Annotated in this window: 23 protein-coding genes and 2 CRISPR repeat arrays; of the genes, 12 read left to right on the forward strand and 11 right to left on the reverse strand. The window is 65.7% G+C overall.

Features of this window, described 5'->3' with window-relative positions; all coding sequences use genetic code 11:
• Positions 1-9: 9 nt before the first annotated feature.
• The 6 genes from CCZ27_RS05540 (at position 10) to CCZ27_RS05565 (ending at position 5,281) form a co-directional block, all read left to right on the forward strand.
• The gene (locus CCZ27_RS05540) at positions 10-828 is read left to right on the forward strand and encodes an ABC transporter ATP-binding protein (RefSeq protein WP_096446307.1); all 819 of its coding nucleotides are present in this window, start codon (positions 10-12) and stop codon (positions 826-828) included.
• 11 nt (positions 829-839) lie between these two features.
• Positions 840-1,205: a hypothetical protein gene (locus CCZ27_RS05545; protein WP_157748450.1), complete on the forward strand. Its 366-nt coding sequence runs from the start codon at positions 840-842 to the stop codon at positions 1,203-1,205.
• A 91-nt stretch (positions 1,206-1,296) separates the two neighbouring features.
• On the forward strand, positions 1,297-1,881 hold the full coding sequence (gene msuE / locus CCZ27_RS05550; protein WP_096446311.1) for an FMN reductase: 585 nt from the start codon (positions 1,297-1,299) through the stop codon (positions 1,879-1,881).
• A gap of 37 nt (positions 1,882-1,918) precedes the next feature.
• On the forward strand, positions 1,919-3,037 hold the full coding sequence (sfnG, locus tag CCZ27_RS05555; protein ID WP_096446313.1) for a dimethylsulfone monooxygenase SfnG: 1,119 nt from the start codon (positions 1,919-1,921) through the stop codon (positions 3,035-3,037).
• A 250-nt stretch (positions 3,038-3,287) separates the two neighbouring features.
• A complete protein-coding gene (ssuD, locus tag CCZ27_RS05560; protein WP_096446315.1) occupies positions 3,288-4,436 on the forward strand; it encodes an FMNH2-dependent alkanesulfonate monooxygenase in 1,149 nt (382 codons plus the stop codon).
• Positions 4,433-5,281, forward strand: a complete 849-nt coding sequence (locus CCZ27_RS05565) for an amidohydrolase family protein (RefSeq protein ID WP_096446317.1) — start codon at positions 4,433-4,435, stop codon at positions 5,279-5,281. Before ssuD ends, CCZ27_RS05565 begins: the two co-directional genes overlap by 4 nt.
• 18 nt (positions 5,282-5,299) lie before the next feature.
• On the opposite strand, the gene CCZ27_RS05570 is transcribed toward CCZ27_RS05565, so the two are convergent.
• The 3 genes from CCZ27_RS05570 to CCZ27_RS05580 all read right to left on the reverse strand — a co-directional run bounded on the left by CCZ27_RS05570 (position 5,300) and on the right by CCZ27_RS05580 (position 11,733).
• Positions 5,300-6,523, reverse strand: coding sequence for a PepSY-associated TM helix domain-containing protein (locus tag CCZ27_RS05570; protein ID WP_198363270.1), 1,224 nt, complete (start codon positions 6,521-6,523; stop codon positions 5,300-5,302).
• Entirely contained in the window at positions 6,523-8,502 is a 1,980-nt protein-coding gene (locus tag CCZ27_RS05575; RefSeq protein WP_232516572.1) for a TonB-dependent receptor, read from the reverse strand. The genes CCZ27_RS05570 and CCZ27_RS05575 overlap by 1 nt, the downstream gene beginning before the upstream one ends.
• A gap of 165 nt (positions 8,503-8,667) precedes the next feature.
• Positions 8,668-11,733 (reverse strand): P-loop NTPase family protein, encoded by a 3,066-nt coding sequence (locus CCZ27_RS05580; RefSeq protein ID WP_096446321.1) that lies wholly within the window; start codon positions 11,731-11,733, stop codon positions 8,668-8,670.
• A gap of 327 nt (positions 11,734-12,060) precedes the next feature.
• On the opposite strand from CCZ27_RS05580, the gene CCZ27_RS05585 reads away from it, so the two are divergent.
• From CCZ27_RS05585 to CCZ27_RS23300, 6 genes are all read left to right on the forward strand, one after another.
• Positions 12,061-13,155 (forward strand): hypothetical protein, encoded by a 1,095-nt coding sequence (locus CCZ27_RS05585; RefSeq protein ID WP_096446323.1) that lies wholly within the window; start codon positions 12,061-12,063, stop codon positions 13,153-13,155.
• Complete coding sequence (locus tag CCZ27_RS05590; protein WP_096446325.1) at positions 13,152-14,015, forward strand: type I-F CRISPR-associated protein Csy2; 864 nt, start codon at positions 13,152-13,154, stop codon at positions 14,013-14,015. The genes CCZ27_RS05585 and CCZ27_RS05590 overlap by 4 nt, the downstream gene beginning before the upstream one ends.
• Positions 14,012-15,088, forward strand: coding sequence for a type I-F CRISPR-associated protein Csy3 (csy3, locus tag CCZ27_RS05595; RefSeq protein WP_096446327.1), 1,077 nt, complete (start codon positions 14,012-14,014; stop codon positions 15,086-15,088). Before CCZ27_RS05590 ends, csy3 begins: the two co-directional genes overlap by 4 nt.
• A 50-nt stretch (positions 15,089-15,138) precedes the next feature.
• A complete protein-coding gene (locus CCZ27_RS05600) occupies positions 15,139-15,624 on the forward strand; it encodes a type I-F CRISPR-associated endoribonuclease Cas6/Csy4 (RefSeq protein ID WP_157748451.1) in 486 nt (161 codons plus the stop codon).
• Entirely contained in the window at positions 15,621-16,574 is a 954-nt protein-coding gene (cas1f, locus tag CCZ27_RS05605) for a type I-F CRISPR-associated endonuclease Cas1f (RefSeq protein ID WP_096446331.1), read from the forward strand. Before CCZ27_RS05600 ends, cas1f begins: the two co-directional genes overlap by 4 nt.
• A 96-nt stretch (positions 16,575-16,670) precedes the next feature.
• Positions 16,671-18,499: a CRISPR direct-repeat array (repeat unit 28 nt; unit sequence GTTTGCCGCCGCGTAGGCGGTTGAGAAG).
• 127 nt (positions 18,500-18,626) lie between these two features.
• Positions 18,627-18,911 (forward strand): hypothetical protein, encoded by a 285-nt coding sequence (locus CCZ27_RS23300; protein WP_157748452.1) that lies wholly within the window; start codon positions 18,627-18,629, stop codon positions 18,909-18,911.
• A 525-nt stretch (positions 18,912-19,436) separates the two neighbouring features.
• A CRISPR array of direct repeats spans positions 19,437-19,704; the repeat unit is 28 nt; unit sequence GTTTGCCGCCGCGTAGGCGGTTGAGAAG.
• Positions 19,705-19,856: 152 nt separating this feature from the next.
• On the opposite strand, the gene CCZ27_RS05610 is transcribed toward CCZ27_RS23300, so the two are convergent.
• From CCZ27_RS05610 to CCZ27_RS05640, 8 genes are all read right to left on the reverse strand, one after another.
• A complete protein-coding gene (locus tag CCZ27_RS05610; protein ID WP_096446333.1) occupies positions 19,857-20,543 on the reverse strand; it encodes an amino acid ABC transporter permease in 687 nt (228 codons plus the stop codon).
• 3 nt (positions 20,544-20,546) lie between these two features.
• The gene (locus CCZ27_RS05615; protein WP_096446335.1) at positions 20,547-21,275 is read right to left on the reverse strand and encodes an amino acid ABC transporter permease; all 729 of its coding nucleotides are present in this window, start codon (positions 21,273-21,275) and stop codon (positions 20,547-20,549) included.
• Positions 21,276-21,364: 89 nt separating this feature from the next.
• Entirely contained in the window at positions 21,365-22,168 is an 804-nt protein-coding gene (locus CCZ27_RS05620) for an ABC transporter substrate-binding protein (RefSeq protein ID WP_096446337.1), read from the reverse strand.
• A 261-nt stretch (positions 22,169-22,429) separates the two neighbouring features.
• Positions 22,430-22,780, reverse strand: a complete 351-nt coding sequence (locus CCZ27_RS23305; RefSeq protein WP_157748453.1) for a hypothetical protein — start codon at positions 22,778-22,780, stop codon at positions 22,430-22,432.
• Entirely contained in the window at positions 22,765-23,457 is a 693-nt protein-coding gene (locus CCZ27_RS24700; RefSeq protein WP_096446339.1) for an RHS repeat-associated core domain-containing protein, read from the reverse strand. Before CCZ27_RS24700 ends, CCZ27_RS23305 begins: the two co-directional genes overlap by 16 nt.
• A gap of 46 nt (positions 23,458-23,503) precedes the next feature.
• The gene (gene istB / locus CCZ27_RS05630; protein WP_198363338.1) at positions 23,504-24,340 is read right to left on the reverse strand and encodes an IS21-like element helper ATPase IstB; all 837 of its coding nucleotides are present in this window, start codon (positions 24,338-24,340) and stop codon (positions 23,504-23,506) included.
• A complete protein-coding gene (gene istA, locus CCZ27_RS05635) occupies positions 24,340-25,755 on the reverse strand; it encodes an IS21 family transposase (RefSeq protein WP_232516573.1) in 1,416 nt (471 codons plus the stop codon). The genes istB and istA overlap by 1 nt, the downstream gene beginning before the upstream one ends.
• Positions 25,730-26,056 (reverse strand): hypothetical protein, encoded by a 327-nt coding sequence (locus CCZ27_RS05640; RefSeq protein ID WP_096446343.1) that lies wholly within the window; start codon positions 26,054-26,056, stop codon positions 25,730-25,732. Before CCZ27_RS05640 ends, istA begins: the two co-directional genes overlap by 26 nt.
• Between the last annotated feature and the right edge of the window lie 9 nt (positions 26,057-26,065).

Consider the following 26,065-nt stretch of genomic DNA (forward strand, 5'->3'; position numbering starts at 1 on the left):
GGCACGCAGGTGTCCCGATCGCTTCTCGAACTGAACGTCGCCGACAAGCGCTTCGAGGCACGCCGCGTCATCGACGGCGTCGCCTTCGAACTGCGCGCGGGGGAGATCGTCAGCCTGCTGGGCCCCAGCGGCTGCGGCAAGAGCACGCTGCTGCGCATCGTCGCCGGCCTGGACGAAGACTACCGCGGCAGGGTGCGGGTCAATGGCGGGCTGCCGCAACTGCATTCGCCGGATGTCGGCTTCATCTTCCAGGAGCCGCGCCTGCTGCCCTGGCTGACGGTGGCCGACAACGTCGGCTTCGATGCCGGCCGCGGCGGAGGCCGCCATCCGCGCGTCAGGGAGCTGCTTGCCGAGGTGGGGCTGGCCGACTTCGCCGATGCCTATCCGAAGCAGCTTTCGGGCGGCATGGCGCAACGCGCCGCGATCGCCCGCGGCCTTTTCGCGCAGCCGGCCCTGCTGTTGCTGGACGAGCCGTTCAGCGCGGTCGATGCCTTTACCCGCATGCGGCTGCAGGACCTGCTGCTGTCGCTGGCCGCGCGCCACGGCACGACCCTGCTGCTGGTCACGCACGACATCGACGAGGCGGCCTATCTCAGCGACCGCATCGTGGTGATGGCCAGCGGACCGGGGCGCATCGCCGGCGAACTGGAGGTGCGGGCGGCGCGGCCGCGCGACCGGGCCGACCCCGAACTGGCGAGGGTGCATGCCCGGGCGCTGTCGCTGCTGAATGGCGAGCGCCTGGATTGCCTCGACCTGACGGAAGAACTCGCTTCCCGGCCGCGTCCGTTCGAACCGGTGGATTTCGCGTCGCTTTCGTTCGCCGTCTGAGCGTGGCGCGCGTGCCGATCATCGGCCTGTCGACGCTGTCGAGCCACATGAACGTCGACTTCTCACGCTTCCCGCTTCATACGCCGGTCGCGGACATCGCCGTGCAGGGCATGCAGGGAATCTTCTCGATCATCAAGGAGCTGTCGCGGCGGGACGGGCTGACCCTGGCCGACGTCGGGCGGCTCTACGGCGAAGGGATGCTGGTTCCCCAGATCGTCGGCACGCCCGCCCAGGTCGTGGAGCAACTGGTCGAGCTGTTCCGGCAGCGGGGCGAAGGCGCTGTCGCCGGCGCAGCAACGGGCTGCTGCAAACGCAGCAGCCCGTTCCGCGAGTTGCGGGCAACTCACCAGAGTGAGCCGGGTTTTTTCCACAAGTAGATGAAATGAAAAGAGAATTTTTCTGGCATGGGAAGTGCTTCGGCCGGTGAGAGTGCCGGTGGCGGCACAAGCAACAACGAAAGGTGAATCCATGAGCAAGCAGATCAAGGTGGTCGCGGTTTCCGGCGGCCTGCAGCGTCCTTCGCGTACCCTGGCCCTCGTCGAGGCGCTGATCGATGCGCTCGGCGAGCAGGCGTCGATCGACGTGCGCCTGATCGAGCTGGGGACGGTCGGCCCGAAGCTGGCCGGCGCGCTGTATCCGTCGCAACTGCCCGAGGACGTGAAGGCCGAGATCGCGGCGATCGAATCGGCCGACTTCCTGGTCGTGGCCAGCCCGGTCTATCGCGCCTCCTTCACCGGGCTCTTCAAGCACCTGTTCGATTTCGTCGACCACAACGCGCTGATCGACGTGCCGGTGCTGCTGGCGGCGACCGGCGGCAGCGACCGCCATGCGCTGGTGATCGAGCACCAGTTGCGCCCGCTGTTCAGCTTCTTCCAGTCGCACACGCTGCCGATCGGCGTGTATGGCAGCGAAGCGGAGTTCGAGAACTACGCAGTCACCAGCCCCGCGCTGCAGGCGCGCATCGACCTGGCGGCCGAGCGCGCGCGTCCCTTCCTGCGCCCGCGCACGCCGGCCGTGTCCAGCGTGCAGAAGAACGTGCGGGCGGCAGCCTGATCCTTACCGGAACCGGAACGAGCCAAGGAGATTCGGCATGAGCCGCGAAAACATCAAGTTCGCCTATTGGGTGCCCAACGTCAGCGGCGGCCTGGTCGTCAGCAAGATCGAGCAGCGCACGAGCTGGGACATCGACTACAACCGCAAGCTGGCGCAGATCGCCGAGAAGGCAGGATTCGACTACGCGCTGTCGCAGATCCGCTTCACCGCCGGCTACGGCGCCGAGTACCAGCACGAATCGGTGGCGATCAGCCATGCGCTGCTGGCGGCCACCGAGAAGCTGCGCGTGATCGCCGCGATCCTGCCCGGCCCGTGGCATCCGGCGGTGCTGGCCAAGCAGATCGCCACCATCGACCATCTCACCGGCGGCCGCGTGGCGGTCAACATCGTGTCGGGCTGGTTCCGCGGCGAGTTCCACGGCATCGGCGAGCCCTGGCTGGAGCACGACGAGCGCTATCGCCGCTCGCAGGAGTTCATCGAGGTGATCAAGGGCATCTGGACGCAGGACAACTTCAGCTACCGGGGCGATTTCTACCGCTTCCACGACTACACGCTGAAGCCCAAGCCCCTGCAGCAGCCGCATCCGGAGATCTTCCAGGGCGGCAGCTCGCGCGCCGCGCGCGACATGGCGGCGCGCGTGTCCGACTGGTACTTCACCAACGGCAACAGCGTCGACGGCATCAAGGCCCAGGTGGACGACATCCGCGCCAAGGCGGCGGCCAACGGCCATGAGGTCAAGATCGGCGTCAACGCCTTCATCATCGCCCGCGATACCGAGGAAGAGGCCAGGGCGGTGCTGCAGGAGATCATCGACAAGGCGGACAGCGAAGCGGTCAATGCCTTCGGCGACGCGGTCAAGCAGGCCGGCAAGGCCAGCCCGGAAGGCGAGGGCAACTGGGCCAAGTCCACCTTCGAGGATCTGGTGCAGTACAACGACGGCTTCAAGACCAACCTGATCGGCACGCCGCGGCAGATCGCCGAGCGCATCGTCGCGCTGAAGGCGGTCGGCGTGGACCTGGTGCTCGGCGGCTTCCTGCACTTCCAGGAAGAAGTGGCCTATTTCGGCGAGAAGGTGCTGCCGCTCGTGCGCGAGCTGGAAGCGAAGGCGCAGACGGCCTCCGGCGAAAGGGAAGAGGCTACGGAAGCGCTCGCCTGAGTTCCGCGGCCGCCGCCCCGCCGGGCAGGAACGGGGCGGCGGTGCGCACGCCGGGTGCGGCGCGGGACGGCCCGGGCGGCATATCTTGCGCATCGCAAAGCTACGCAGGTTTTCTTGGTTCGGTTCTCTCCGGCGATCCGGACAATGAGGGCCTGCGCCGCCGTCGACTCCCGCAGCCACGGCCGGCGACCGCGCATCCGCCCCGCTTCCCGCGGCCCGGCTCCAAATTCCAAGTCCACGAGGATCTTCCATGAGTCTCGACATCTTCTGGTTCCTGCCCACTTCAGGTGACACCCGCTATCTCGGCAAATCCAATTCCGGCCGGCCCGTCACCATCGAATACATGCAGCAGATCGCGGTGACCGCCGACAACCTCGGCTACGACGGCATCCTGATCCCCACCGGCAGCGGCTGCCTCGATCCGTGGGTGGTCGCCGGCAGCGTGGCGCCGGTCACGCGCAGGCTGAAGCTGCTGGTCGCGCTGCGTACCGCGCTCACCAAGCCGACCGCGGCGGCGCGCATGGCGGCGACGCTGGACCAGGCGACCCGCGGCCGCCTGCTGCTCAACGTGGTCGCCGGCGGTGATTCCACCGAACTGGCCGGCGACGGCGTCTTCCTCGACCACGACGCGCGCTACGGCGAGGCGGGCGAGTTCCTCAGCATCTGGCGCCGCCTGCTGGCCGGCGAGACGGTCGATTTCGACGGCGAGCATCATCGCGTGGAAGGCGCGCAACTGCTCTTCCCGGCGGTGCAGAAGCCGCATCCGCCACTGTATTTCGGCGGTTCGTCCGACGCCGCGCACGATCTCGCCGCCGAGCACGTCGACGCCTACCTGACCTGGGGCGAGCCGCCCGCGGCGGTGGCGGAGAAGATCGCCGACGTGCGCGCGCGGGCCGCCGCGCGCGGGCGCAAGGTCCGGTTCGGCGTGCGTCTGCACGTGATCGTGCGCGAAACGAACGAAGAGGCGTGGGCCGAGGCCGACAAGCTGATCAGCCGCCTCGACGACGAGACGATCGCCAAGGTGCAGGCGCGCTTCGCGTCCATGGATTCCGAAGGCCAGCGGCGCATGGCGGCGCTGCACGGCGGGCGCCGCGACAAGCTCGAGGTGAGCCCCAACCTGTGGGCCGGCGTCGGCCTGGTGCGCGGCGGCGCCGGCACCGCGCTGGTGGGCGACCCGCAGACCGTGGCGGCGCGGCTCAAGGAATACGTGGATCTGGGCGTCGACAGCTTCGTGCTGTCCGGCTATCCGCACCTGGAGGAGGCGTGGCGCTTCGCCGAACTGGTGTTCCCGCTGCTGCCGGGCAAGGCGCCGGTCACGATCCAGGACCAGGTGATCACCGGCGGGCCGTTCGACGCCAGCACGGTCAACGCCAGGTCCGCCGAGAAGGCCGCTGCATGAAAGTCATCGACATGCGCTGCCGGCCGGCCTTCCTGCACGACTTCTTCGGTGCCACGCCGGGCACGCCGGAATACGACACCGCGCGCTGGCTCAACCGGCGCGTCGGCACCCGCGGCAGCGACGAGCATTTCACCCGTTCGCACACGCAGGAAGGCTTTCTCGCCGAGGTGCGCGATGCCGGGCTGGCGAAGGCGGTGGTGGTGGGGCGGCACACGCCGTCCCAGCGTCTGCCCAACGAGCTGATCCATCGCATCACCCACGGCCACGACGAACTGCTGGGCATCGCCGGCGTCGATCCGGTGATCCAGGGCCGCGGCGCGGTGGACGAGGCCGAGCGCGCGATCCGCGAACTGGGGCTGGCGGGCATCGACATCGAGCCGGGCTTCGGCAGTCCGGCGCGGCATGTCGATGATCCGACCTATTTCCCGATCTACGAGGTGTGCGCGCAACTGGGCGTGCCGGTGTTCCTGATGACCGGGCCGACCACGCCGGACCCGCGCTTCAACGATCCCGCGCCGCTGGCCAACGTGGCGCGCGCGTTTCCGCAACTGCCCATCGTCTGCTACCACGGCTGGTGGCCGAACGTGTCGCAGGCCATCGGTGTGGCGTTCCGTTACGAGAACATCCACCTGGTGCCGGACATGTATCTGTTCATCGCCGGCAGCAAGCTTTACGTCGAGGCGGTGAACGGCTTTCTGGCCGACCAGTTCCTGTTCGGCTCGTCGTATCCGTTCCGCCCCATCCGCCAGTCGATCGGCGATTTCCTCGAACTCGGCTTTCGCGAGCCGGTGCTGGACAAACTGCTGTACGGCAACGCCGCCCGGCTGTTCGGGCTGCAGGGCTGATATTCCGCCGGCCGGCGGTCAGGGCCTGGCGCATCCTGGGTGTTCCGGACGGACCCGCCGCTCCAACGCAGGGCGGGCCGTCCGGCTTTTTTCGCGTGCGCGGACCTTCTGCCGCCAGCGGATCACACCGGTGACGAACAGCAGCAGGGGAAGGAAGCCGGCGATGCAGGCGAGGACGCGCCCGGCGGTTCCGAACGCCTCGCCGTTGTGCAGCGGATGCAGCCAGTCGAACACGGTGTCGCCGCCGCCGTTCCCGGCGGGGTCGCGGATGGCGAGGACCGCGCCGGTCGCCGGATGGAACCAGACCTGGGTGCGGGGGAATCTCCGTCCCGGCTCGAACGCCTGGTGGAGCCGGACCGAAACCGGCGTGCCGCCGGCGCCGGAGGTCTCGATCCAGCGCACTTCGGCACCCGGGAAGCGCTGGCCCGCCAGGGCGACCGCGGCGTCCAGCGACAGGGGAGGGCTTTCCTCCAGCGGCGGGACGGCGGGCAGGCGGGGCGGCGGAGACGGGGCCGAGAACGCTGACACCAGGCTGCGGGCCGTTTCCGGCAGGGCGAGCGCGCTGCCGGCGAGCGTCACCACCGCCAGCACGATCAGGCCGTAGACGCCGCCGATCACGTGCAGGTCGTAGTTCCGCCGCACCGCCCCGGCGCGCGGAACGGGACGCAGCGCCGCCGCGAAGCGCGCGCGTGAAGGCCACCACAGGTAGAGGCCCGTTGCCAGCGAAACCATCGCGAGCAGCCCTGCGATGCCGACCAGCGTCACGCCGGCGCGGTCCAGCAGCAGGCTGTAGTGCAGGTCGTAGATCCACGTCATCGCGGTGTCACCCCAGAACCGGCTGCTGGTGACGGCGAGGGTTTCCGGGTCCAGCGTGACCATCAGCGGCGCGAAGCTGCGCCCGGCGCGTTCCGCCGGCCTGTAATAGCGCGCCGTCACCGGGGAGTCGGGCGACAGCGGCATCTCGATCCGCCATGGCCCGTCGCGCCCGGGAAACGCCTGGCGCAACCGGTGGTGGACGGCATCGGCGGACACGGGCGCGGCAACCGCGTGCGCCGCCCGGATCGCCGGATTGAATGCCGCGTCGATGTCGAGGTAGAACACGAGCACGCTGCCGGTGAGCCCCAGCAGCGCGAACAACCCTCCCAGCCCCAGGCCGGTCCATAGATGGACGGCCAGCCAGATGCGCCGGGCCTGGCGCCGCGCCGGCCGCCGCACCTGCTCCGGGGGTGCCGCGCCGTCCACTAGAACCGCGCGGTGAGCATCGCGTGGATGCTGCGCGGGCTGCCCGGCGCATGCAGGGACTGGCTGCCGTCGTACCACACGTATTCGTAATAACGGTCGCCCAGGTTGCGCACCTGCAGTTCGACCTCCACCGCCTTCGACACGCGATAGGCGGCCGACACGTTCACCAGCGCATAGCCGCCGAACTTGCCGGTGGTGTTGGTGCGCTCCAGGTAGTAGCCGCTCTGGCCCTGCATCCAGGCCGACAGGCGCAGCGCGTCGCTCGGCCGGTAGTCCGCGCCGAGGTTGTAGAGCAGATGGGGAACGTGGTCGATCTCCTTGCCTTCGGTCTGCACCGAGGCGGCATCGGCCTTGAGGATCTTCGAGCGCTGCAGCGCGGCGCCGGCCCACAGCCCAAGCTTTGCCGTGGGCTGGGCGTTGAGCTGGACGTCCACCCCCTGGCGGCGGGTCTCGCCGATGTTCTCGGCGTCGTTGGCGGGGTCGTTCAGCCTGCGGCGCGCCTCGTTGGAGGCGGTCTGGCGCCACACGGCGACGCGGCCCTCGAGCCAGCCGAGCGGGCGGAATTTCATGCCCGCCTCCCAGCCCTCGTTGATCGACGGCGCCAGATCGTCGGCCTGGTTGACCTTGTAGGCGGCGGTACCGACCCCGACCTGGAAGCTGCGCCCCCAGTTGCCGTAGAGCGAATAGCCCTCGGCCAGCTTGTAGACGGCGCTCAGCTTGGGCTGCTCGATGAGGCCGTAGTCGTTGATGTCGTAGTTCGTGCCATTGAGCCGGTTGGCGTAGCTGCCGGAGACGGCGTCCACCCGGTAGGCCGGGGTGATGGTCAGATCCTTCGTCGGCCTGAGCACCGCCTGGATGAAACCGCCGTGGATGTCGAAGTCGAACTGCTGGTTGCGCGTGCGGCTCTGGCGCACCTGCCGCACGGTGTTGTAGCGCTCGCTGCGGTTGTCCTGGCGTTCCATGTTGAGGCCGCCGACCAGGGTGAGGTTGCCCAGCGCCGTGTCTCCCGCCCGCCAGGTCAGCGTCGTCGAGGCGCCGACGTGGTTCTCGGCCACGTAGCGCTCCTGCTGCGGCACGCCGGCGGAGAAGGTCACGTAGCGGCGGTCGTCCAGATCGTTCATGTACGCCTGGGCGGTCCAGTACAGGTCTTCGCCGATGACGGTTTCGGCCTGCGCCGCCACCTGGGTCATGCGGCGCTCGTCGCTGTCGAAGGCGTTGTGCGCGGGCGACATCTCCGGGTCGGCGCGCGACTGGGCGCGGGTCAGGTAGCCGGCCTCGTCCGCGGTCGCCTCGCGATGCCGCACGATCAGCCCGTAGCGGCTGGCGCCGTCGTCCGGCGAATAGAACCACTTGCCGGAAAAGCCGGCCTTCTCGGAGGCCGAGTGGTCGCGGTAGCCGTCGCTCTTCTGGTAGCTGACGGCGTAGTTCTGCGAAAAGCCGCCCTTCTCGATGCCGAGCGCCGCCTGGGCGTCGCGCGTGCCGAAGCTGCCGTAGGCCAGCCGCCCGGTCGCGTAGTTGCCGCCGCTCTTCGTCTGGATGTTGGCATTGCCGGCGATGTTGTGGAGCCCGTAGCGCGGATCGTTGGTGCCCCGCACCACCTCGATCGACTCGATGTCCAGCAGCGGCGCGAGGTCGATGTAGGGCATGTTGCCGTCGTTGCTGTTGCTCGGCACGCCGTCGATCAGCAGTTTTACCGCGTTGATCTCGCCCTCGCCGTTGAAGCCGCGCATCGAGAACTTGCCGGACGTGTTGCCCTGGCCGAATTCGGTGAGCATCACGCCCGGCACCTGGCCGAACAACTGCCAGTTGTTGGCGACCGCCTGGTCCTCGATCCGCTCGCGGGGCAGCACGTCCACCGAGGTGAGGATGCTGCGCGTGGCAAGCGGGCCGCTGGCGTCGCCCGAGACGACGACCTCGCCCAGCGTGAGGGCCGGAACATCCGCGCCGCCCTGGGCCCAGGCGGGCAAAGCGAGCGCCATGCTTACCGCCAGTGCGATCGGTTGGGGTTTCGTGAACATGGTTCGGGATCTCACTCGTTGCGTAGCCTCGACGGAGGCGGACTCTAGCAACGCAGAAAGTGAAATCTCTTGATTCCGCTCAGGAATGCCGGGCTGCGGCGAGATGTCGCAGCGGGCTTGCGGCCGTCAGAAATCGCAGGCCGGTCGGGCGGACGCCTCGCCGGTCGCCTGGGGCGCCGGCTCGCCGTAGTAGAAACCGAAGGATCGATCCCACGCCGGATGGATGTGTCCATCGCGCGCCGGAGCCTGGAACTCCAGCCCTTCGTCGCGCCGGATGCGCATCTCGTCGCAGGCGGCAGCCAGTTCGTCGAGGTTCCAGCACAGCCAGTCGTTGGTGGCCCGCGTCACATCGAAGGCCGGCTTGCAGACGACCCACGGCTCGTCGTCCGACGGCCTGGCCTGCCGCTTGAAGACCCATCCTCCATCGCAGGGCTCCGCATGCCAGGTTTCCAGCAGATCCGCATTCCGCAAGGGGTAGTCGGCGTAGAAGGCCTGGGTCATCCACCCGGAAGGGTCGTCCTGTCCGCCTTCGAGGATGCGCATCGGCGTCGCCAGGCGGGCCGAGACGATCCGGTCCTCGTCCCTGGCCATCAGGCCGCCGCCCAGCCGCAGCCGCGCGTCCAGCGCATCGAGATCGGCATCCGCCAAAAGGGCAAGCAGATCCGCACTGGTGTACCGCAACTCCGCCGATGCCGATTCCAGTCCCGGCCGCATGAACACCGCATCTCCAATCTTTCCGGTTGCCCAGCGGGCGTTGTACTGGAGGATGGCGACATTGGCTGCGGTGACCTCCCGGAGGCGGTGACGGTTGATCCGGCCTGCGGCCTGCACGAGGGAATGGGCGCTGGAAGGCTCGATGACGCCCCAGTCGAAATCGTGATCCCGGCCGATCTCCTCCACCGGCGTGGCGACGACGATGAACGGCGCGTCGGACGACCCGTTTTCGGCAAGCAGGCGCCTGATCTCCCCGTCGCGGACGATGTGCAGGTCTCCCTGCTTCCGGCTCAGCAGGGTGTCCAGCCGCCTTTCCTTCAGATGTCGCTGGATGCGGAAGTCCCGTGCGTGGTAGCAGGCCACCCGGGCATGGGGGAGGGCTGCGGAGAGGGCTCGCGCGGCGGCGACGGCGGTTCGGATGTTTGCGACGCGCACGAGGCCGAACGACAGGCGTTTGCCGCCCGGCCCCAGCCAGGCGTGCGCCTGGTGCAGGCGGGCCGCTGCTTCACCGATGGCCGCCAGGAAGGCCGTCATGCCGCGTGCCGAAACCGGCTGCACGTAAGCCTTGCGAACGGCAGCCCGGGGCGTGTCGAGCAGGGTCCGCACGTGCCTGGCGTACTGCGCGGAGAAATCCTCGTCGCTGCAGAACGTGTTCGGCCGCGTTCGATCGTCCACGATGGCGATGCCGAAGCGCATGGCCCGCTCTTCCAGCGCGCAGCGCATCTCCACGCCGCTGCGAAAGGCGCGCAGCACCGCCTCTGCGATTGGCTGGGCGAGTGTCGCGGAGGAGCAGATCACGCTTCGCCCCATCAAGCCTGCGACCTGCACCAGGCGCAGGACCGCGACCAGAGCCTTGGGTTCGTAGGCGTCGATCTCGTCGAGTATCAGATCGCTATCGGCCATGCGTATCAGGGCCGACACATGATGCCCCTGCCGTCCAGGTTCCCCGGCGTTGATCAGGTAATCGATCGTGGAAACCAGCACCGGCGTGCCGATCACCGGGCGCAAGGCGGGCCGCTCCCTGGTCAGCGCATCCATCCATCCGGGCAGGATCGCCTCGCCGCCGTGGGCGTCGTACTCGGTTGCCGGGCCGTCCGTCTCGAAGGTGCCCGCGTGAGCCGTGCCGGATGACTCGTCCGCGGCATGGAGCCGGCTCGCAATGCGGTCGCCGATCACGGTGGCAAGTTCGTCCGCGCCCAGCCCGAGGTCGCGCCGCAGTGCATCGCCGGTCTGCAGCGTGAGCGTCCGCAGGTTGAGCGCGATGGCGAACCGCGGCCGCGGTGATACGGTACATGCCAGTTTGGCGTTCGCGATGGTCTTGCCGGCGCCAGTGGCGGCGATGTTGAAGACGAGCAGGCCGCCTTCGGATTTTTCGCGCAGCCCGGCCACCGCCGCAACCGCGTGGTTCTGCCATGCAAAGCGTCCCTTCCCGTCGGCCGGAGACAGGATGTGCTCCACGGTCTCCGTCGCCAGCCCCGGCAGCCTCACGGTCGCGATCCGCCAGGCGAAGTCCGCGGCACGCGCGCCGACCGTCCGGAGATGCCAGCACAGAGGCTGGTTGAAGCGCTCCTCCCGGGTGTTGGCGAACAGCCCGCAACCCCGCGTTCCGGGCGGTAGCGTTCGTGCGGAGACTTCATGGTCGGCCAGGATCAGGGCGGCGCGGGCGAAGATCGCCGCACCGCGCCAGAACGCGGGACTGCGCTGCCCCGCCTTGCGTGCGAGACGCGCCAGGACCCGGCCGAGCAGATCGCGAATGTCTGGAGGCAGCACGCCCGCCGGGGCCAGCTCCCGGGCGCGGGAGGCATCGGCCACGTGGCGGCCGGAAGTCGGCGCGGACGTTCCGCTGTCGGGCCCGAAAAGCCGGTGGTGGGTCACCACCAGATAGTCGAGCGCGGTGGCGGCGCTTTCGACCCCGCAGTCTTCCAGTCCGCCCGGATCGCACAACGGAACGGGCCTGGCGATGGCTTTCCAAGCCCGCTCCCAGTCCTTGCCGTCGCGCCATTGCTGCATCAGGCGCATCGAGATCCATTCGTGGCGCACCGGGTCCGCCTCGCCTTTCTTCCCCGGGGCGGCGACCGCGCGGGCCAGCTTGTCGGCGAAGAAATTGCCGGCCTTGCCCAGGTCGTGCCCGAGTCCGCCCGCATGGGCGAGCAGACCGACGATGCGCAGCCAGGGCGGGGGAGGGGAGCGCTTGCGCCGCGTATGGCCCGCGGGAAAATGCCCGTCCGGCCCGAAGGCGTCCCGCGCGCCCACCACCCAGAGCAGGCGCATGCGTTCCCGTCCCTCGTTGCGATAGCACGCTACTGCAGTCTGGCGCGTGGCCGATGCCTTCAGCAGGCCGCGCAACTCGTGCAGCCCTTCCAGCGTGATGGGCGTAGCCCACGACCGCTCCCCGGTGCGGATCGCGTAACTGTCGAGAATCGCCCGGCTACGCTTGACGGCCCGCCGTTCGCAGGCGGAGATCAGGGTGACGTGCATCGAAGTTCGTCCTCGTCCGTGTTAAGTTCACCGCCGCCACCGGAGCAGGTGGTTGAGAAGTAGTGCAGCAACCAGGTCGTCCTGGACATGCCGCCGTGCAGGCGGCTTAGAGGTCGATCAGCCAGTTGCTCTACGGGCAGGCTGTGTTTGCCGCCGTGCAGGCGGTTGAGAAGTACGTCGGTTCCTGGATAAAGGTTCTGCAAGAACTTGCCGCTGCTCGGGCGAAAGGAAACCTATGGCGCTATTATTGCCTAGTGAAGAATACAGGTAAAATTATGGCGCATACGATGTGCCTGATAGCGTCACCCTTTTGATCAAGGAGCGTCGATGGCCCGCAAGAAGAAATCCCCCGCCCCCGAACCCCCGGAGTGGGTCGAACTACCCCACGAGTTGTATGTGAAGACCAGCTCGCAACTCGTCACCTTCTCCCACAAGACGGCCAACTCCAACATTCCGGCCGGGGGTGTTCGCCTGTCCCGGGCGCAGGCGCTGCGGCTCCCTTACGTTGCTGCCCGTACGCTGCTTGGCGCGGGCGAGACGCCGGCGCTGGACTACGTCGCCAATGCCGGCAAGACGGCGACCGCGGTCAAGCAGCTCGAACAGCTCCGCGAAGGCCGTGCCGCAGCCTCGCCGGACGACGCCCGGCGCCTGCTCGACACGCTCGCCGAGGCGACGGCGAACGGCTGCGAGATCGGGACGGACAAGGTTTCGCTGCGGGCCAGGCAGCTTCTGCTGCCGCGGCCGGATGGCGGCTACGTGGCCGTCACTCCCCTCGGAGCCGGCGGCGTGAGCCTTCGGCTCCGCGAAGCGGTGCGCGCCCACAACGAGCGGCAGCGGGAGACACCCCTGTTGCAGCGCATCCCGGTGGCCGTGTTCGGCCTCGGCGGCGCCAATCCGCAGAACGTGGGGTCTCTGGTCCGGGAAATGCAGCGTCCGCTGGTGTTCTTCGCCCCCGTCGAGAAACGGCAGCTCAAGGCGGCGCTCGCTCTTCATTTCCAGGGGGCGGCGATCAGGCTGCCCCGTGATTTGCTGCTGGCGTTCCGGGCATGGTGCTCGGCCAGCCGGGCGCGCAACGGCGGCAGGATTCCGACCGACATGCATACCCGCGACGAGGAGATCGAGCACATCCGCGGCATCGCCCGCGCCATCCTGCTGCAGGGACAGAGGGCATGTCAGCGACTGCTGGCCCACCGGGACATCCTGCCGGCGGACGGCGTGCCATTGGTGTCGGCGGAGGCCGATCCGGTCGCCCGCGGCCTCGTCGATCCCGATCTGCGCGGCAAGGACTGGCCACGCGCCTTCGCCGTCCGCCTTGCCTACCTGATTGCCGACCATCGCTTCAGCGACGGGAGGGAGGAATTCCACTTCGACCAGGCGGACATTCATGAGCTGCAGGACATGATCGAGGAGGCCGCCCGGTGACTTATCTGCTCCTGCCCCGGCTGCGCATCCGCGCGGCCAACGCCATGGCAGGCAACTACGCGATCAACGCTGCGCCGGTGATGGCGATCAACCTCTTCGTCCACAACCTCGGGCTCAAGACGGCCTGCCGGCCCAGGCGGGTCGCCATCCTGCATCACGACGCGCAACTGCTCGGCGAGTATGGCAGCGACGGCTTCTACGACTTCCATCCCCAGCAGCGGCGCGGCGCTACCTTCATCGACGCGGTGGACTACTCGTCGAAGAACCCCCATGCCCTGTCCCTGCAGCCGACTGCCAGTTGCCACCTCACGCTTTCGCTGCTGGTGGAGATCGACGGGCGCATCAACCGCGAGCGGATCGCCCGCTTCCTGCGGACCGCGCGCATCGCGGGCGGCTGCATCGATGGATTCGGCGAGCCGGATTCCGCCGACGAACTGGATGCCATCCGGTTGCCCAAGGGCTTCTGGATCGTCGAGCGCAGTGACCTGATGGCGCTCGACGACAACCCGGTGGAGGCGCTCGTCCAGGTCATCGGCCGTGCGCCCAGGCGGCATGTCCGGCCGCCGGAAGACCCGGATGCCTCGCCGCTTCCGCTGCCCGAATCCTGGCTCGCCGCCACCGTGCTCGGCTATGCCATGACCACACCCTTTGCCATGCGCGACGGCGTGCGGCAGACGGACCACGGCCCTTCCGCCGGCAACCCGCTCCACGCCTTCTGCGAACCGCTGCTCGGCCTCGTCCAGTACGTCTCCACCGGCGACTACGGAAGGCGCCCCATCCCGTTCTGGGAACACACCTGGCTGCAGGACGACGTGTTCGTCGTTCGCCAATCCAATCCCTGTAAAGGAGTCGCTCCATGAACGCACCCGAATTCAAGAAGCTGCCCGGCGTCCTGTCCTTCCAGCGCGGGCTCGTCATCACCGACGCGCTTTTCTTCAATGTGCTCGACGACACCCAGACGCCGGTCATGGTCGTGCGCCACGGCATCCGCGGCACCCAGAACGTCAACAAATACGGCGACGCGGCCCGGAGCACGGCGGCCAACGCCAGGCGGGAAGAAGTCTCGAACATCCAGACCACCGACACCGCCAAGCTCGACGAGTATGCCCGGGCGCTGGCCGTACGTTTCAGCCTGCGCTTCCTGAACCTCGACAACGTGCTCTTTGCCTGCGCGCCGTCCAGCACGGATGCCGACGACCTGGTGCGCAACTACCGCGACAGCGTGACCGGCTTCATCGAACGAGCCAAGCAGTCCGCAGGTGTTGGCGAGGTCGCGGCACGCTTTGCCCGCAACATCGCCAACGGCCGCTGGCTCTGGCGCAACCGGACGATTGCGCGGACGATCGAGGTCGGCGTGAGCGTCGCCGGGAAATCCGTGGCGAAATTCGACGCGCTCGCGGTGCCCTTCAGCCACTTCGACGACATCACCGACGATGAAGGCCGGATCGCCTCGTTGATCGCGGACGGCCTGCGTGGTGACGATGATGCCGGGCTCGACATCGAGGCGCGGCTCGACTTCGGCCTGCGTGGGGCCATCGAAGTTTTCCCCTCCCAGAACTATGTCGAAAACAAGCCGCGCGGGTTTGCCCGCCCTCTGTACTGCCTCGGCTCCCCCGAGCGCGGCGGCCGCGACAGCGGCATGGACTTTGCGAGTACCCGGGTGATGGGGCATGCGGCATTGCGCGACCAGAAGCTCGGCAATGCCCTGCGCACCATCGATACCTGGTACCCCCGCTATCGCGAATACGGCCGTCCGCTGCCGGTGGAGCCCAATGGCGCCAGCCTCGAGGCACAGGAATTCTTCCGTGACAAGAAGACCTCGGCCTTCGAATTCGCCCGACGCCTCAACACCCTCGACCCGGCCTCGCCGGAAGGCATGTTCATGATCGCCAGCCTGATTCGCGGCGGCGTGTTTTCCGGAGGCAAGGAGTGATGGAGGCCCGCTGCTACGTAGACATCGACCTTGGCCGCCGGGCCTCGCCGATGGCGGCGGCCGTCGTCCTGAGGCTGATGCACGGAGTTTTCCGGCAGCGACCCGGACAGTACGCGCTGGCGCTGCCGGACTACCCGCGCACCTTTCCCAGGATGCGCATCTTTGCCGGGTCGCGCGAGGGGCTGGACTACCTCGTCGCGGCAACGGACGGCCATCCCGCGTTCGGCGCGAACGGCCGTTTCGGCTATCCGAAAGCGGTACCCGGCGATTTCGCGGGGCCGTGGGTCAGCTATCGGCGCTACCGCATCCCGGCCCGCAAGGCGGAGCGAAAGCCGGACGGAAGCTTGCGCCTGCGCCGCATCCGGATGGCGGACGAGGCCAGGCTGCCGTATTTGCCCCTGCGCAGCGAAAGCAACGGCAATGCATGGCGCCTCTACGTCCAGGCCATCGAGGCGTCGGCCGGCGGCCCTGCGGAGCCGGATGCCTACGGCCTCGCCACCGCATCGAGACCCTTTGGCCTGCCGGTCCTGCCATGAGCGCGCCTCGTGCCAAACCCCGGCAGATACTCCTCTCCAGGCGAGCCAATATCTTCTATCTCGAGCATGCCAGGGTGCTCCAGAGGGATGAGCGGATCGTCTGGCTCACCGAGAGCGGGGAAGACGTAGAGCAATACTTCAACCTCCCCGAACGAAACACGGCGCTGCTCCTTCTTGGAAAGGGCACCTCCATCACCGACGCCGCCATGCGCCGTCTGGCCGAATCCAACGTGCTGGTGGGTTTCTGCGGCAGCGGCGGCTCCCCGCTCTTCGCCGTCACCGAACCGGTATTCCTGACACCGCAGAGCGAATACCGCCCGACGGAATACATGCAGAGCTGGGTTCGCCTCTGGATGAACGACAGCCATCGCCTCGAACTGGCCAAGGCGTTGATCGCCGAACGCATCTCGCTCACCGAGAAGGCATGGGGCAGGAACGCCGACCTCCTGCAAAGGCGGATCGTTCTGCCCCCCGCTGCCGCCGAGAAACTCCGCCAGCGCAGCGCCGCCATCGCCGATGTGCAAACCCTGCTGCTTGCCGAGGCCGAATGGGCGCGGGCGCTCTACGCCAGCCTGTCGGCGGGCTACGGCCTGCAGTTCACCCGCAACGAGGGCGCCGGTGCCCGGGCAAGCAAGGAGGATCGGATCAATTCCTTTCTCGACCACGGCAACTACATCGCCTACGGTCTCGCCGCAGTCGCCCTCAACGGACTCGGCATCAGCTACGCCTTCCCGCTCCTGCACGGCAAGACCCGCCGCGGCGCACTCGTGTTCGACATTGCAGACCTGATCAAGGACGCCTACGTGATGCCTCTGGCCTTCGAGTGCGGCGCAGATACTCGAATCAAAGACAATACCTTCCGTGCCCGCCTCATCGAGGTCTTGCAGGAAGCCGACGCATTGGATTTCCTGTTTGGCTTCGTCAAGACTCTGTCAGAGAAATATCCCTGAAATCATAGGCTTGGGGAAGCCGGATAAAATGAAGCCTGGAGCCTTCGCTGGTGCGTAAGGGGCTGTTTATAGGGGAGTTTGCGAAAGATTCGTTCAGTTTGCCGCCGCGTAGGCGGTTGAGAAGAGGAAGGCCGCGATACGCGCCGGCGTCACGATGTTTGCCGCCGCGTAGGCGGTTGAGAAGTGCTTCAAGCAGGCGTTTTTTTTCGGCGAAGAGTTTGCCGCCGCGTAGGCGGTTGAGAAGCGGTTCGTGTCCGACTCGTGCGCGTGCATACCGTTTGCCGCCGCGTAGGCGGTTGAGAAGACTTGCAGTCTGCCGCCCTGCTCCACTTCAGGGTTTGCCGCCGCGTAGGCGGTTGAGAAGTTATCTGTCCTATTATTAGGACATCGGAAGGGGTTTGCCGCCGCGTAGGCGGTTGAGAAGAATGCGCCGGCGGTCGTTGCGGCGGTGATTGCGTTTGCCGCCGCGTAGGCGGTTGAGAAGTGTCACCATCGTGTTTGGTGACAGGTGGGGATGTTTGCCGCCGCGTAGGCGGTTGAGAAGTTGTCCATCAGGGTCTGCAATGGGCGAGGTTAGTTTGCCGCCGCGTAGGCGGTTGAGAAGTTGCACGGCGGTTCTCGGCATTCCCCCGTATTGTTTGCCGCCGCGTAGGCGGTTGAGAAGTGGTCGAGCATGTTTATATGTACTCGGATGGTGTTTGCCGCCGCGTAGGCGGTTGAGAAGACTGAAAAGACTGAGTAGAAAAGCCCCTAGACGTTTGCCGCCGCGTAGGCGGTTGAGAAGTATGTATGATGGTATTCGTAGGGTTCAGACGTGTTTGCCGCCGCGTAGGCGGTTGAGAAGATCGCCACCTGAGCCCCATCCGACAAACTTTCGTTTGCCGCCGCGTAGGCGGTTGAGAAGTGGTCGCCGGTGCGGCCGACGAGTCGAAACCCGTTTGCCGCCGCGTAGGCGGTTGAGAAGACAGACGAAGGCTGCTTTACTGGCCGCTGCGAGTTTGCCGCCGCGTAGGCGGTTGAGAAGATTCGGAGAGCGACTGAGGTTCGCTCTGGCCCGTTTGCCGCCGCGTAGGCGGTTGAGAAGAAGGCCGGCCGCAGGCGCCATCAGCAGGGTTCGTTTGCCGCCGCGTAGGCGGTTGAGAAGTAACCCCCGGACGACATTCAAAACCCGTCGAAGTTTGCCGCCGCGTAGGCGGTTGAGAAGACCCGGGTTCGTCGTCGTCGTCGTCTGATTATGTTTGCCGCCGCGTAGGCGGTTGAGAAGATTTCCTGAAAGGCATCAGTGACCGCCTTATCGTTTGCCGCCGCGTAGGCGGTTGAGAAGGCGATCACTGCCGCCCCGATACATGCCAGGGCGTTTGCCGCCGCGTAGGCGGTTGAGAAGTCTGTGCAGCCGCCGGCTTCTTTTTTGGAGCCGTTTGCCGCCGCGTAGGCGGTTGAGAAGTGCTTGCGGGCGGGGATGGGCTGCGCAACAGGGTTTGCCGCCGCGTAGGCGGTTGAGAAGAAAGACGAATGCCATACCCATCGCGAGAACAAGTTTGCCGTCGCGTAGGCGGTTGAGAAGGTAGCAAGTCCGCAACATCTCGTCACTCTCGGGTTTGCCGCCGCGTAGGCGGTTGAGAAGTGGTTGAGTTCGAGTGTCGGCGCGCGCCGGGTGTTTGCCGCCGCGTAGGCGGTTGAGAAGAACGCCTCGAACGCGGCGCCGAATGGTCCGACGTTTGCCGCCGCGTAGGCGGTTGAGAAGGAACAGATGCGGGACATTGGCGGCAGCGATCAGTTTGCCGCCGCGTAGGCGGTTGAGAAGAACAAGGAACTCCGCGTCGTCGCTCAGTTGCAGTTTGCCGCCGCGTAGGCGGTTGAGAAGAATTGGATGCGGTCGAGCAGCAGTGACTGCATGTTTGCCGCCGCGTAGGCGGTTGAGAAGTGGACCAGATAAAGGAGCAGAACGGGTTGAAGAGCCGAAACCAGACCATTGCACTGCTTATTGATCTAGCTTGGCAGAGCAGCAATACATGACTAAGCGTCAACTACCAGACTAGCGTTAATATCATTATGCTAACGAACATCTCCTTCCTGCTTTCTAAGAAGAGCCATGACAAGCTAAGTGACCTCTCACGAAGAGGAACTAAGACCTCAGCATTAATAGAGGCCATAGAAACCTACACGGATGACCAGCTAACCTACACACCTGCACGTACCACAAGCTTTAATCTGCCGCCAGAGATAATCTTTAAGCTTGACGAGATAAAGGCAAAGAACAATCTTAAGAGCAGGAATCAGACAGTAGAGATGCTCATAGATTTGCTATGGGCCAAGCACATTAAAGGCCCCTTATGAAGCCCAGACCCATTGCTATAGCCGCTATAGCCGTCACCGTAGTAGCCCTGCTATTGGTAGCTTTCAGGGCACCTATAAGAGTTGCAGTGACACGCTTGGCGGGTCCTGAAGAAGCCTGCCTAGACAGTCTTAGGTTGTCCTTGAAAGATCCTGACTCAGCAAAGGTAGTCTCAAACTTGAAAAGCAGGGGGCTTGATCTACCGGATGGCGCGTTCTTTCTAAGGTACAAGGCCACGAACTCATATGGAGCCTATGTATCTTCAAATACCATTTGTTCAGTGTCCTATAGCGGTGCCTATGAGGCAGGTGGGGTTCAAGAATCCATAGTGAGGACAGAGATCGGTAACTTATGTTTGCAAGCTCAACTTAGTCATCTCAGGGCAGGACAGGAATGGAAGCTAGGCGACTGTGATCACTTGGCGGACGCGGAGTTTAAAGGGATAGAAAACCTTCGGTGGCTTGTACAGCTCGGGCAATCAGACTAGGCCGTTTCACCGACACAGCCATCTCACTGGGCCATGTCACGTTTGCCGCCGCGTAGGCGGTTGAGAAGAGGCGATGGATGGAGGTGTCGCCGCGAGCGCTGTTTGCCGCCGCGTAGGCGGTTGAGAAGAAGGGCGGGCGCAGCGGTGCGAGCAAGGTCGCGTTTGCCGCCGCGTAGGCGGTTGAGAAGTCGGTGCGGCCGAGTTCGTGCTGAGCTTTCGGGTTTGTCGCTGCGTAGGCGGTTGAGAAGTTTCACGCGCTGGTGCGCCAGCTCGGGAACATGTTTGCCGCCGTGCAGGCGGTTGAGAACGGCGTAATCCGTACCGGAATGCCGCAGTACTTGGTTGCCACCGCGCCGGCGGTAGAAATCGGAATCGCTCTGCACGAAAACGTGTGGGCCAGGCCCGGTGCAGGCGCGTCACAACTAGGCTGCCGTATTGTCCGGACGCCGGTGCGATGAGGTCACGCCGCCCTGTTCGCGAAACGTCTTGCCAGCCTGTTGGCGCACAGTTCGAGCGTCGAGCACAGGATGAAATAGACCAGCGCCACGAACAGGAAGATCTCGGTGGGATAGACCATTTCCCGGTTGCTGACCTGGGTGGCGACGAAGGAGAGTTCGCCGACGCCGATGACGTAGGCGAGCGACGTATCCTTGATCAGGGCGACCCACTGGTTGATGAAGGAGGGCACCATGATCGGCAGCGCCTGCGGCAGGATCACCAGGCGCAGGGCCTGCCCCCGCCGGAATCCCAGCGCCGCCGCGGCCTGCCATTGCCCCGGCGGCAGGCTGAGGATTCCCGCATGCACCGAATGCGCCAGATAGCTGCCGCCGATCAGCGACAGCGCGACCACCACCGTGTCCACGCCCGGCACGTCGATGCCGAACAGGATGGGAAGCAGGAAGTAGGTCCAGAAGATCAGCATGATCACCGGTATGGCGCGGAAGAAGCCGAGCCCCAGGAGCAGCGCTTCGTGCGCGAATCCGCGGGTCATGGCGAGCGCGATGCCGAATACGAGCCCGAGTACGCCGGATGCCAGCGCCGAGACGACGCTCAGCACCAGCGTCAGCGCGGCTCCGCCCAGTGCTCCGTCGGGCCACGCGCCGAGCATGAAGTAGGAGAAATTGCCGGCGACGACCGAGAAGTCCATGGCTCAGCTCCCTGCGCCGGGCGCCGGCCGGCGGCGCTGCACCCACTGGCCCGCCAGCTCGATCGCGGCGATGGTGCCGATATAGAGCAGCGTGGCGACGCCGAAAGCCTGGAAGGTCTTGAAGGTTTCGGTCTCGACCTGGCGCGAGGCGTACGACAGCTCCGCGAGGCCGATCGCCATCGTCAGCGACGAATTCTTGACGGCATTCATGTATTGGCCGAGCAGGGGCGGCAGCGCGATGCGAAACGCCTGCGGCATCACGATGTACAGCCAGACCTGCAGGCGGGTCAGCCCCAGCGCCTGCGCGGCGGTGATCTGGCTGCGGGGAACGCCCTGCACGCCGGAACGGAATTCCTCCGCGATGAAGGCGGAGGTGTACAGCGTCAGGCCGAGGAAGCCGGCGAGGTATTCGAACGGCGGCCAAGCCACGCCGAAGAAGGCCAGGTGCCAGTGGTGCGGCGTGTTCAGCCACGTCAGCAGGCCCTCCGGCATCAGCGCGCTGGCGCCGAAATACCAGAAGAACAACTGCACCAGCAGCGGCGTGTTGCGGAACATCGACAGCCACGTGCGTGCTGGCCACGACCACAGCGGCGAGCGCGCGACACGGGCGAGGCAGAGGGCGAGACCGAGTGCGGTGGCGGCGGCCGATGCCAGCGCGGAGAGCGCCAGGGTGACCCCGAAACCTTCGATCAGCCAGCCCAGATATTTTGGTGCGAGCAGGTCGGCGGCCATGGCGGGGCGGAGAACGTCATCGGAAGCGGGTACGAAAACGGCCCGCCGCCGGTCTGGATGCCGGGCGGGGGCCGGAAGCGCAGGGCGTGTTACTTGTCGCCGATGCGGAAGATGCGGGCGAGCGGGGTCTTGGTGGCGGGGCCGAACCAGGCGTCGTAGATCTTCTGCGCCTTGCCGCTGGTTTCCAGCTCGCGCAGCGATTGATCGACGAACTCGGTCAGCCGCGTCTCGCCCTTGGGCAGGCCAGCCCCGATCAGGTCGTCGGAGATCGAGAACGGGGGGATCTCGTACTTGTCCCTGTCGGGGACGTTGGCGAGCAGGCCGATCAGCTTCGGGCCGTCCTGCGTGATCGCCTGCACGTTGCCGTTGCGCAGCGCGGTGAAGGCGAACGGGGTGTCGTCGAAGGCGACCAGCGTGGCGCTGGGATATTTCTCGCGCAGCACGATCTCGTTGGTCGTGCCCTTGTCGACGCCAATGCGCAGCTTGCCGAGCTGGTCGGGCGAGTTCAGGGTGCCTTTCCTGGCGATGAACTGCTGGCCGGAGGCGAAGTAGGGAATGCTGAAGTTGACCTGCTTCGCGCGTTCCTCGGTGATGGTGAAGTTGGCCAGCACGACGTCGACCTTGTTGGCGGTCAGCAACGGAATGCGGTTGGCCGGATTGGTCGGCACCAGCTCGAGCTTCACGCCCAGCCGGGCAGCCAGTTCCTTGGCGTAATCGACGTCGAGGCCGGCGATCTGCTTGGTCTTCGGATCGATGAAGCCGAACGGCGGGTTGCTGTCGAACGCGGCGACGCGCAGCACGCCATTCTTCTTGATGTCGTCGAGACGGTCGGCCTGGGCCAGGCCGGAGAGCAGGGCGAGCGCGGCCAGGGTGGCCAAGTGCAGTTTCTTCATGTGATCGGGCTCCGTGTGTTGCTTTGTGTCAGGCGATGTCGACCGGAATCGGCCGGCATGTCGGAGCGAGCATAGGCTGGGGGGCCTTCGATGCCCAACGAAGAAGAAGTGCAATCGATATGAGCGCCGGAAGAGGACCGGTTCCGCCGTGCTTCCTGGCTGCTCTTGCGCTCGGCGCGAGGAGGCCGGTCAGTTGGTGCTGCCGTGGTAGGTGGTGATCCGGGTGAGGTGCCCAGTGCATCGGCTAGCGTAAAACTACGCCTATGACCTATTCAGCGAGCGGCTTTTCCATTTTTTCCAAACCCAAGGCACTAAGACAAACCACTGAATATAACCCGCTACTGTGATAAATGCCCAAATTACAATACCGGCAATCTCCTGGATAAATGGGTCGGGTGAAGAAGATACGCTATTTGATGCAAGCATTGCAGCAGCCCAAGCGACTACCATCACCACTATAATGCCGGATGGGAATGCCAAAATGGACATGACGTAGACGAAAATGATGCCGATATCCTTGTCGTCCTGTCGCATAAACGTGACAAGAAGGACACCAAGGCAGCAGGAAAGCCAAAGTGCTTTTAATGGATTTGATATTATTTTTTCTCGCATTGATTTTCGCATCGCTTAGAAATATCGCTAACCCATTCTTGACAATTTGTCCCCATGCCAATTACTCCATAGAATGGCCGCGGGCGTTTGAACTCGCTACTCAAACAGCTTTCGTAACAGTCGTCATCATCCCGCTTCTTTTCACATTGATTCTCTGAGTAGCTGTCATTACTGGGAGCGCCAGGCCCATAGGGCCACCAAGCCGGCATCCAGCTAGGATTTGGCGGAGAGCCATGATTCCGGGTCTGACCTCCACATTCAACGATTCCGTTTCGAACAATGCACAGATACTCGTGATAGAGCGGATTCCCTCGCAAATCAGGACCAGTTCGCTGCCCGTCTCCACCACCTAACGCATCGAGTGGTACTTTACATGCGAAAGTTGTCAGTCCAAGCGGATCTACCTCGCTAATCGGGTTTCCCCCGACATAGCTGTAAGTATTGATTCCTCCTTCAAGCCCAATTGGATCACTGGAGATATACCGTCCGGTGCGTGGATCATAGTACCGGTGCCAGTTGTAATGCGGCCCTGACTCCGCATCGAAGTACTGCCCTGGAAATCGCAGATTGACCGTCGTGCTGGTACCTGTGCCCGCGGGGTCTTCGTTCGCCGCCGTGCTGCCGAAGGCGTCTGATTCCCACCGCCACACCACCTGCCCGGCCTGGTTGCGCGCCACCCTCGGGGTGTGTCAAGGGCAACCGAATTTTCCCCCGTGTGGTCATTCAAATTTCCCCGCCCGGTTGGGATTCGTCTTCAAATGACCGGACGAGCCCGGCCTTGAGTTTCTCCTTGAGGCAATAGGAGTTGCCGCGGATGTTGAGCGTCACGGCGTGGTGCAGGAGGCGGTCGAGAATGGCGGTAGCGATGACGCGGTCGCCGAACACGTCGCCCCACGCACCGAAGCTCTGGTTGCTGGTGAGGATCATCGGGCCGCGCTCATAGCGGCGGCTGATGAGTTGGAAGAACAGGTTGGCGCCGATGCGCTCGATCGGCAGGTAGCCGATCTCATCGATGATCAGCAGGCGCGGCGTGGTGTAGAGCTTGAGCTTCTCGTCGAGCCGGCCTTCGGCCAAGGCCTTGCTCAGGGTGGAGATCAGTTGCGCGGCCGAGGTGAAGAGCACGCGATAGCCGGCCTCGATCGCCTTGATGCCAAGCGAGACGGCCAGATGCGTCTTGCCGACACCGGGCGGCCCCAACACGATCACATTGTCGCCGTGCTCGATGTAGTGGCAGCTCGCCAGTGTCAGCACCTGGCGCTTGTCGATCGACGGCTGGTAGGCGAAGTCGAAGGTCTCCAGCGGCTTGACGAAGGGGAAGCGTGCCATCGCGGTGCGCATCGAGATGTTCTTCGCGGTCTTGGCCGCGACCTCTTCGCCGAGGACCTGTTCGAGGAAGTCGGCGTAGGGCAACTCGTCGGCGGCGGCCTGCTGCAGCATCGCCTCCAGGCGCTCGGCGCTCTTCTGCAGCCGCAGCTTGTGCAGGTGTTCGCCCAGACGCTCGAGCTGAGCGGGGGTGGTGAGTGCGGCGCCCGTGGCCGCTGCTGGCGTGTTCTTGGCCATCATGCCACCTCCCGCGCGCTGTCACCGAAAGCCCCAGCCTCGAGCAAGGTGTCATAGAGCGCCAGGTCACGGACCTCCACCATGAGCGTGTCGGGTGCGCGCCACAGACCATCGGCCGGTCCGCTGGCCGCCGCGGGCCCCACGTGGTGCTTGCGTGCATTGCGCATGGCTGCACCGGGGTCGTGCTGCGGGCAGACCGACAGCTGGGCACGGCCGGCCAGCACCGGGTGCTCGGCAACCAGACGCCCACGGTGACGGATCAGCCAGGAGCCGCCGGCGCGGACCACTTCGACCGTCTGACCAATCAGCCCGAAAGGCACCGAATAGCGGTTGCCGTCGATCGAGACGAGCCAGTCGTCGGCCACGACACGCGTGCGCACCATTGCCTGCAGGAAGCTCGCCTGCCCGGCAGTGGGCACGAGGACGGACACTTCGTCGGCAAAGCGCTCGATCGGCCGCTGGTGAGTCGTGCCGTGGATGCGCTGGTCGGCGACCTCGGCCTGCCAGCCCACCAACTGCTGATTGAAGTCGTCCAGGTCGGCGAAGGTGCGGCCGGGCACGAAGTTGCGCTTGAGGTACTTCACCCCGGACTCGACCTTGCCCTTGGTCTGGGCGCGATACGGGCGGCACAGGCGCGGCGTGAAGCTCCAGTGATCGGCGAACGCGGCGAACGTCGCGTTGAGCGTCGGGCGCCGTTTGCCGTCGGCATCGGTCACGGTGCCCAGGACGACGGTGCGCATGCGGTCGTAAAGCAGGAACTCGCAGCGGCCACCGAAATGGGCGAAGGCTCGTTCGTGGGCGGCCAGCAGGTCACCGATGCGCTCATGCAGGAAGCCTTCGGCATACGCGCGCCGGCTGTAGCCGAGGGTCATCACGAAGACGTGCACCGTCGTGCGCGCGTCCCCGAATCGGACGGTGATCTGCCCCCAGTCGACCTGCGCCTGCTCGCCGGGGCCGGTTTCAAAGCGGCGCTGCGTCAGGCTGGCCAGACAAGCTTGGGTGCGCAAGGGGCGCACGGCGAGCTTGACCGTCTCGTAGCTGCCGGCGAAGTCCCGCTGGGCGCGCAGTTCCTGGTAGAGGATGCGCGCCGAGTAATTCACCTGCGGCGCCCGCTCGACGAGCCAGCTGCGATGGGCGTCGAGCACGCTCGCCGCATGCCTCTCGCGCCCATACGGGCGCCAGTCGGCTTGCTTCAGGCAACGCCGCACCGTCTTCCGGTCCAGGTCGAACTCGCGCGCAATCGCCGAGACAGTTGCGCCGGAGGCCCGCCGCGCCTGGATCGCCCCCCATTGTTCGCGTCCGATCACGTCGCCCTCCGTGTCCGGTTTCAATCCGGACACGGTAACGCCGATGCGCTCCCGGGCCCGCGGGCCCGGGAGCGCATCCACATCAGACACCACTGATTCCCTTTCCATCTCTGACTCCTTCAGATCGATGGGCGGGGAAAATTCGATTACCACAGGTGGGGATTATTGGATTACCGCTGACACCGTGGCGGATCAGCGCGATCGGGGTGTCCTCGCGCCAGACGTAGGTGATTCCTGGGTTTCCCGCCCCATCGGCCTCGACCAGCAGGTGGTCGGCGTGGTCGTAGAGGTAGAGCGTCGTCGTCGCGCCCTGGGGCGCGGCGGCCATGGTGCTCTTTCTCACCCGCCGGCCCTTGTGATCGTAGTCGTAAGTGGCGAGCAGGGGGCCTGCCGGGGTGCCCTGGCGCACTTCGGCGAG

It is taken from the genome of Thauera sp. K11, assembly GCF_002354895.1.
In the GTDB taxonomy this organism is placed as follows: domain Bacteria; phylum Pseudomonadota; class Gammaproteobacteria; order Burkholderiales; family Rhodocyclaceae; genus Thauera; species Thauera sinica.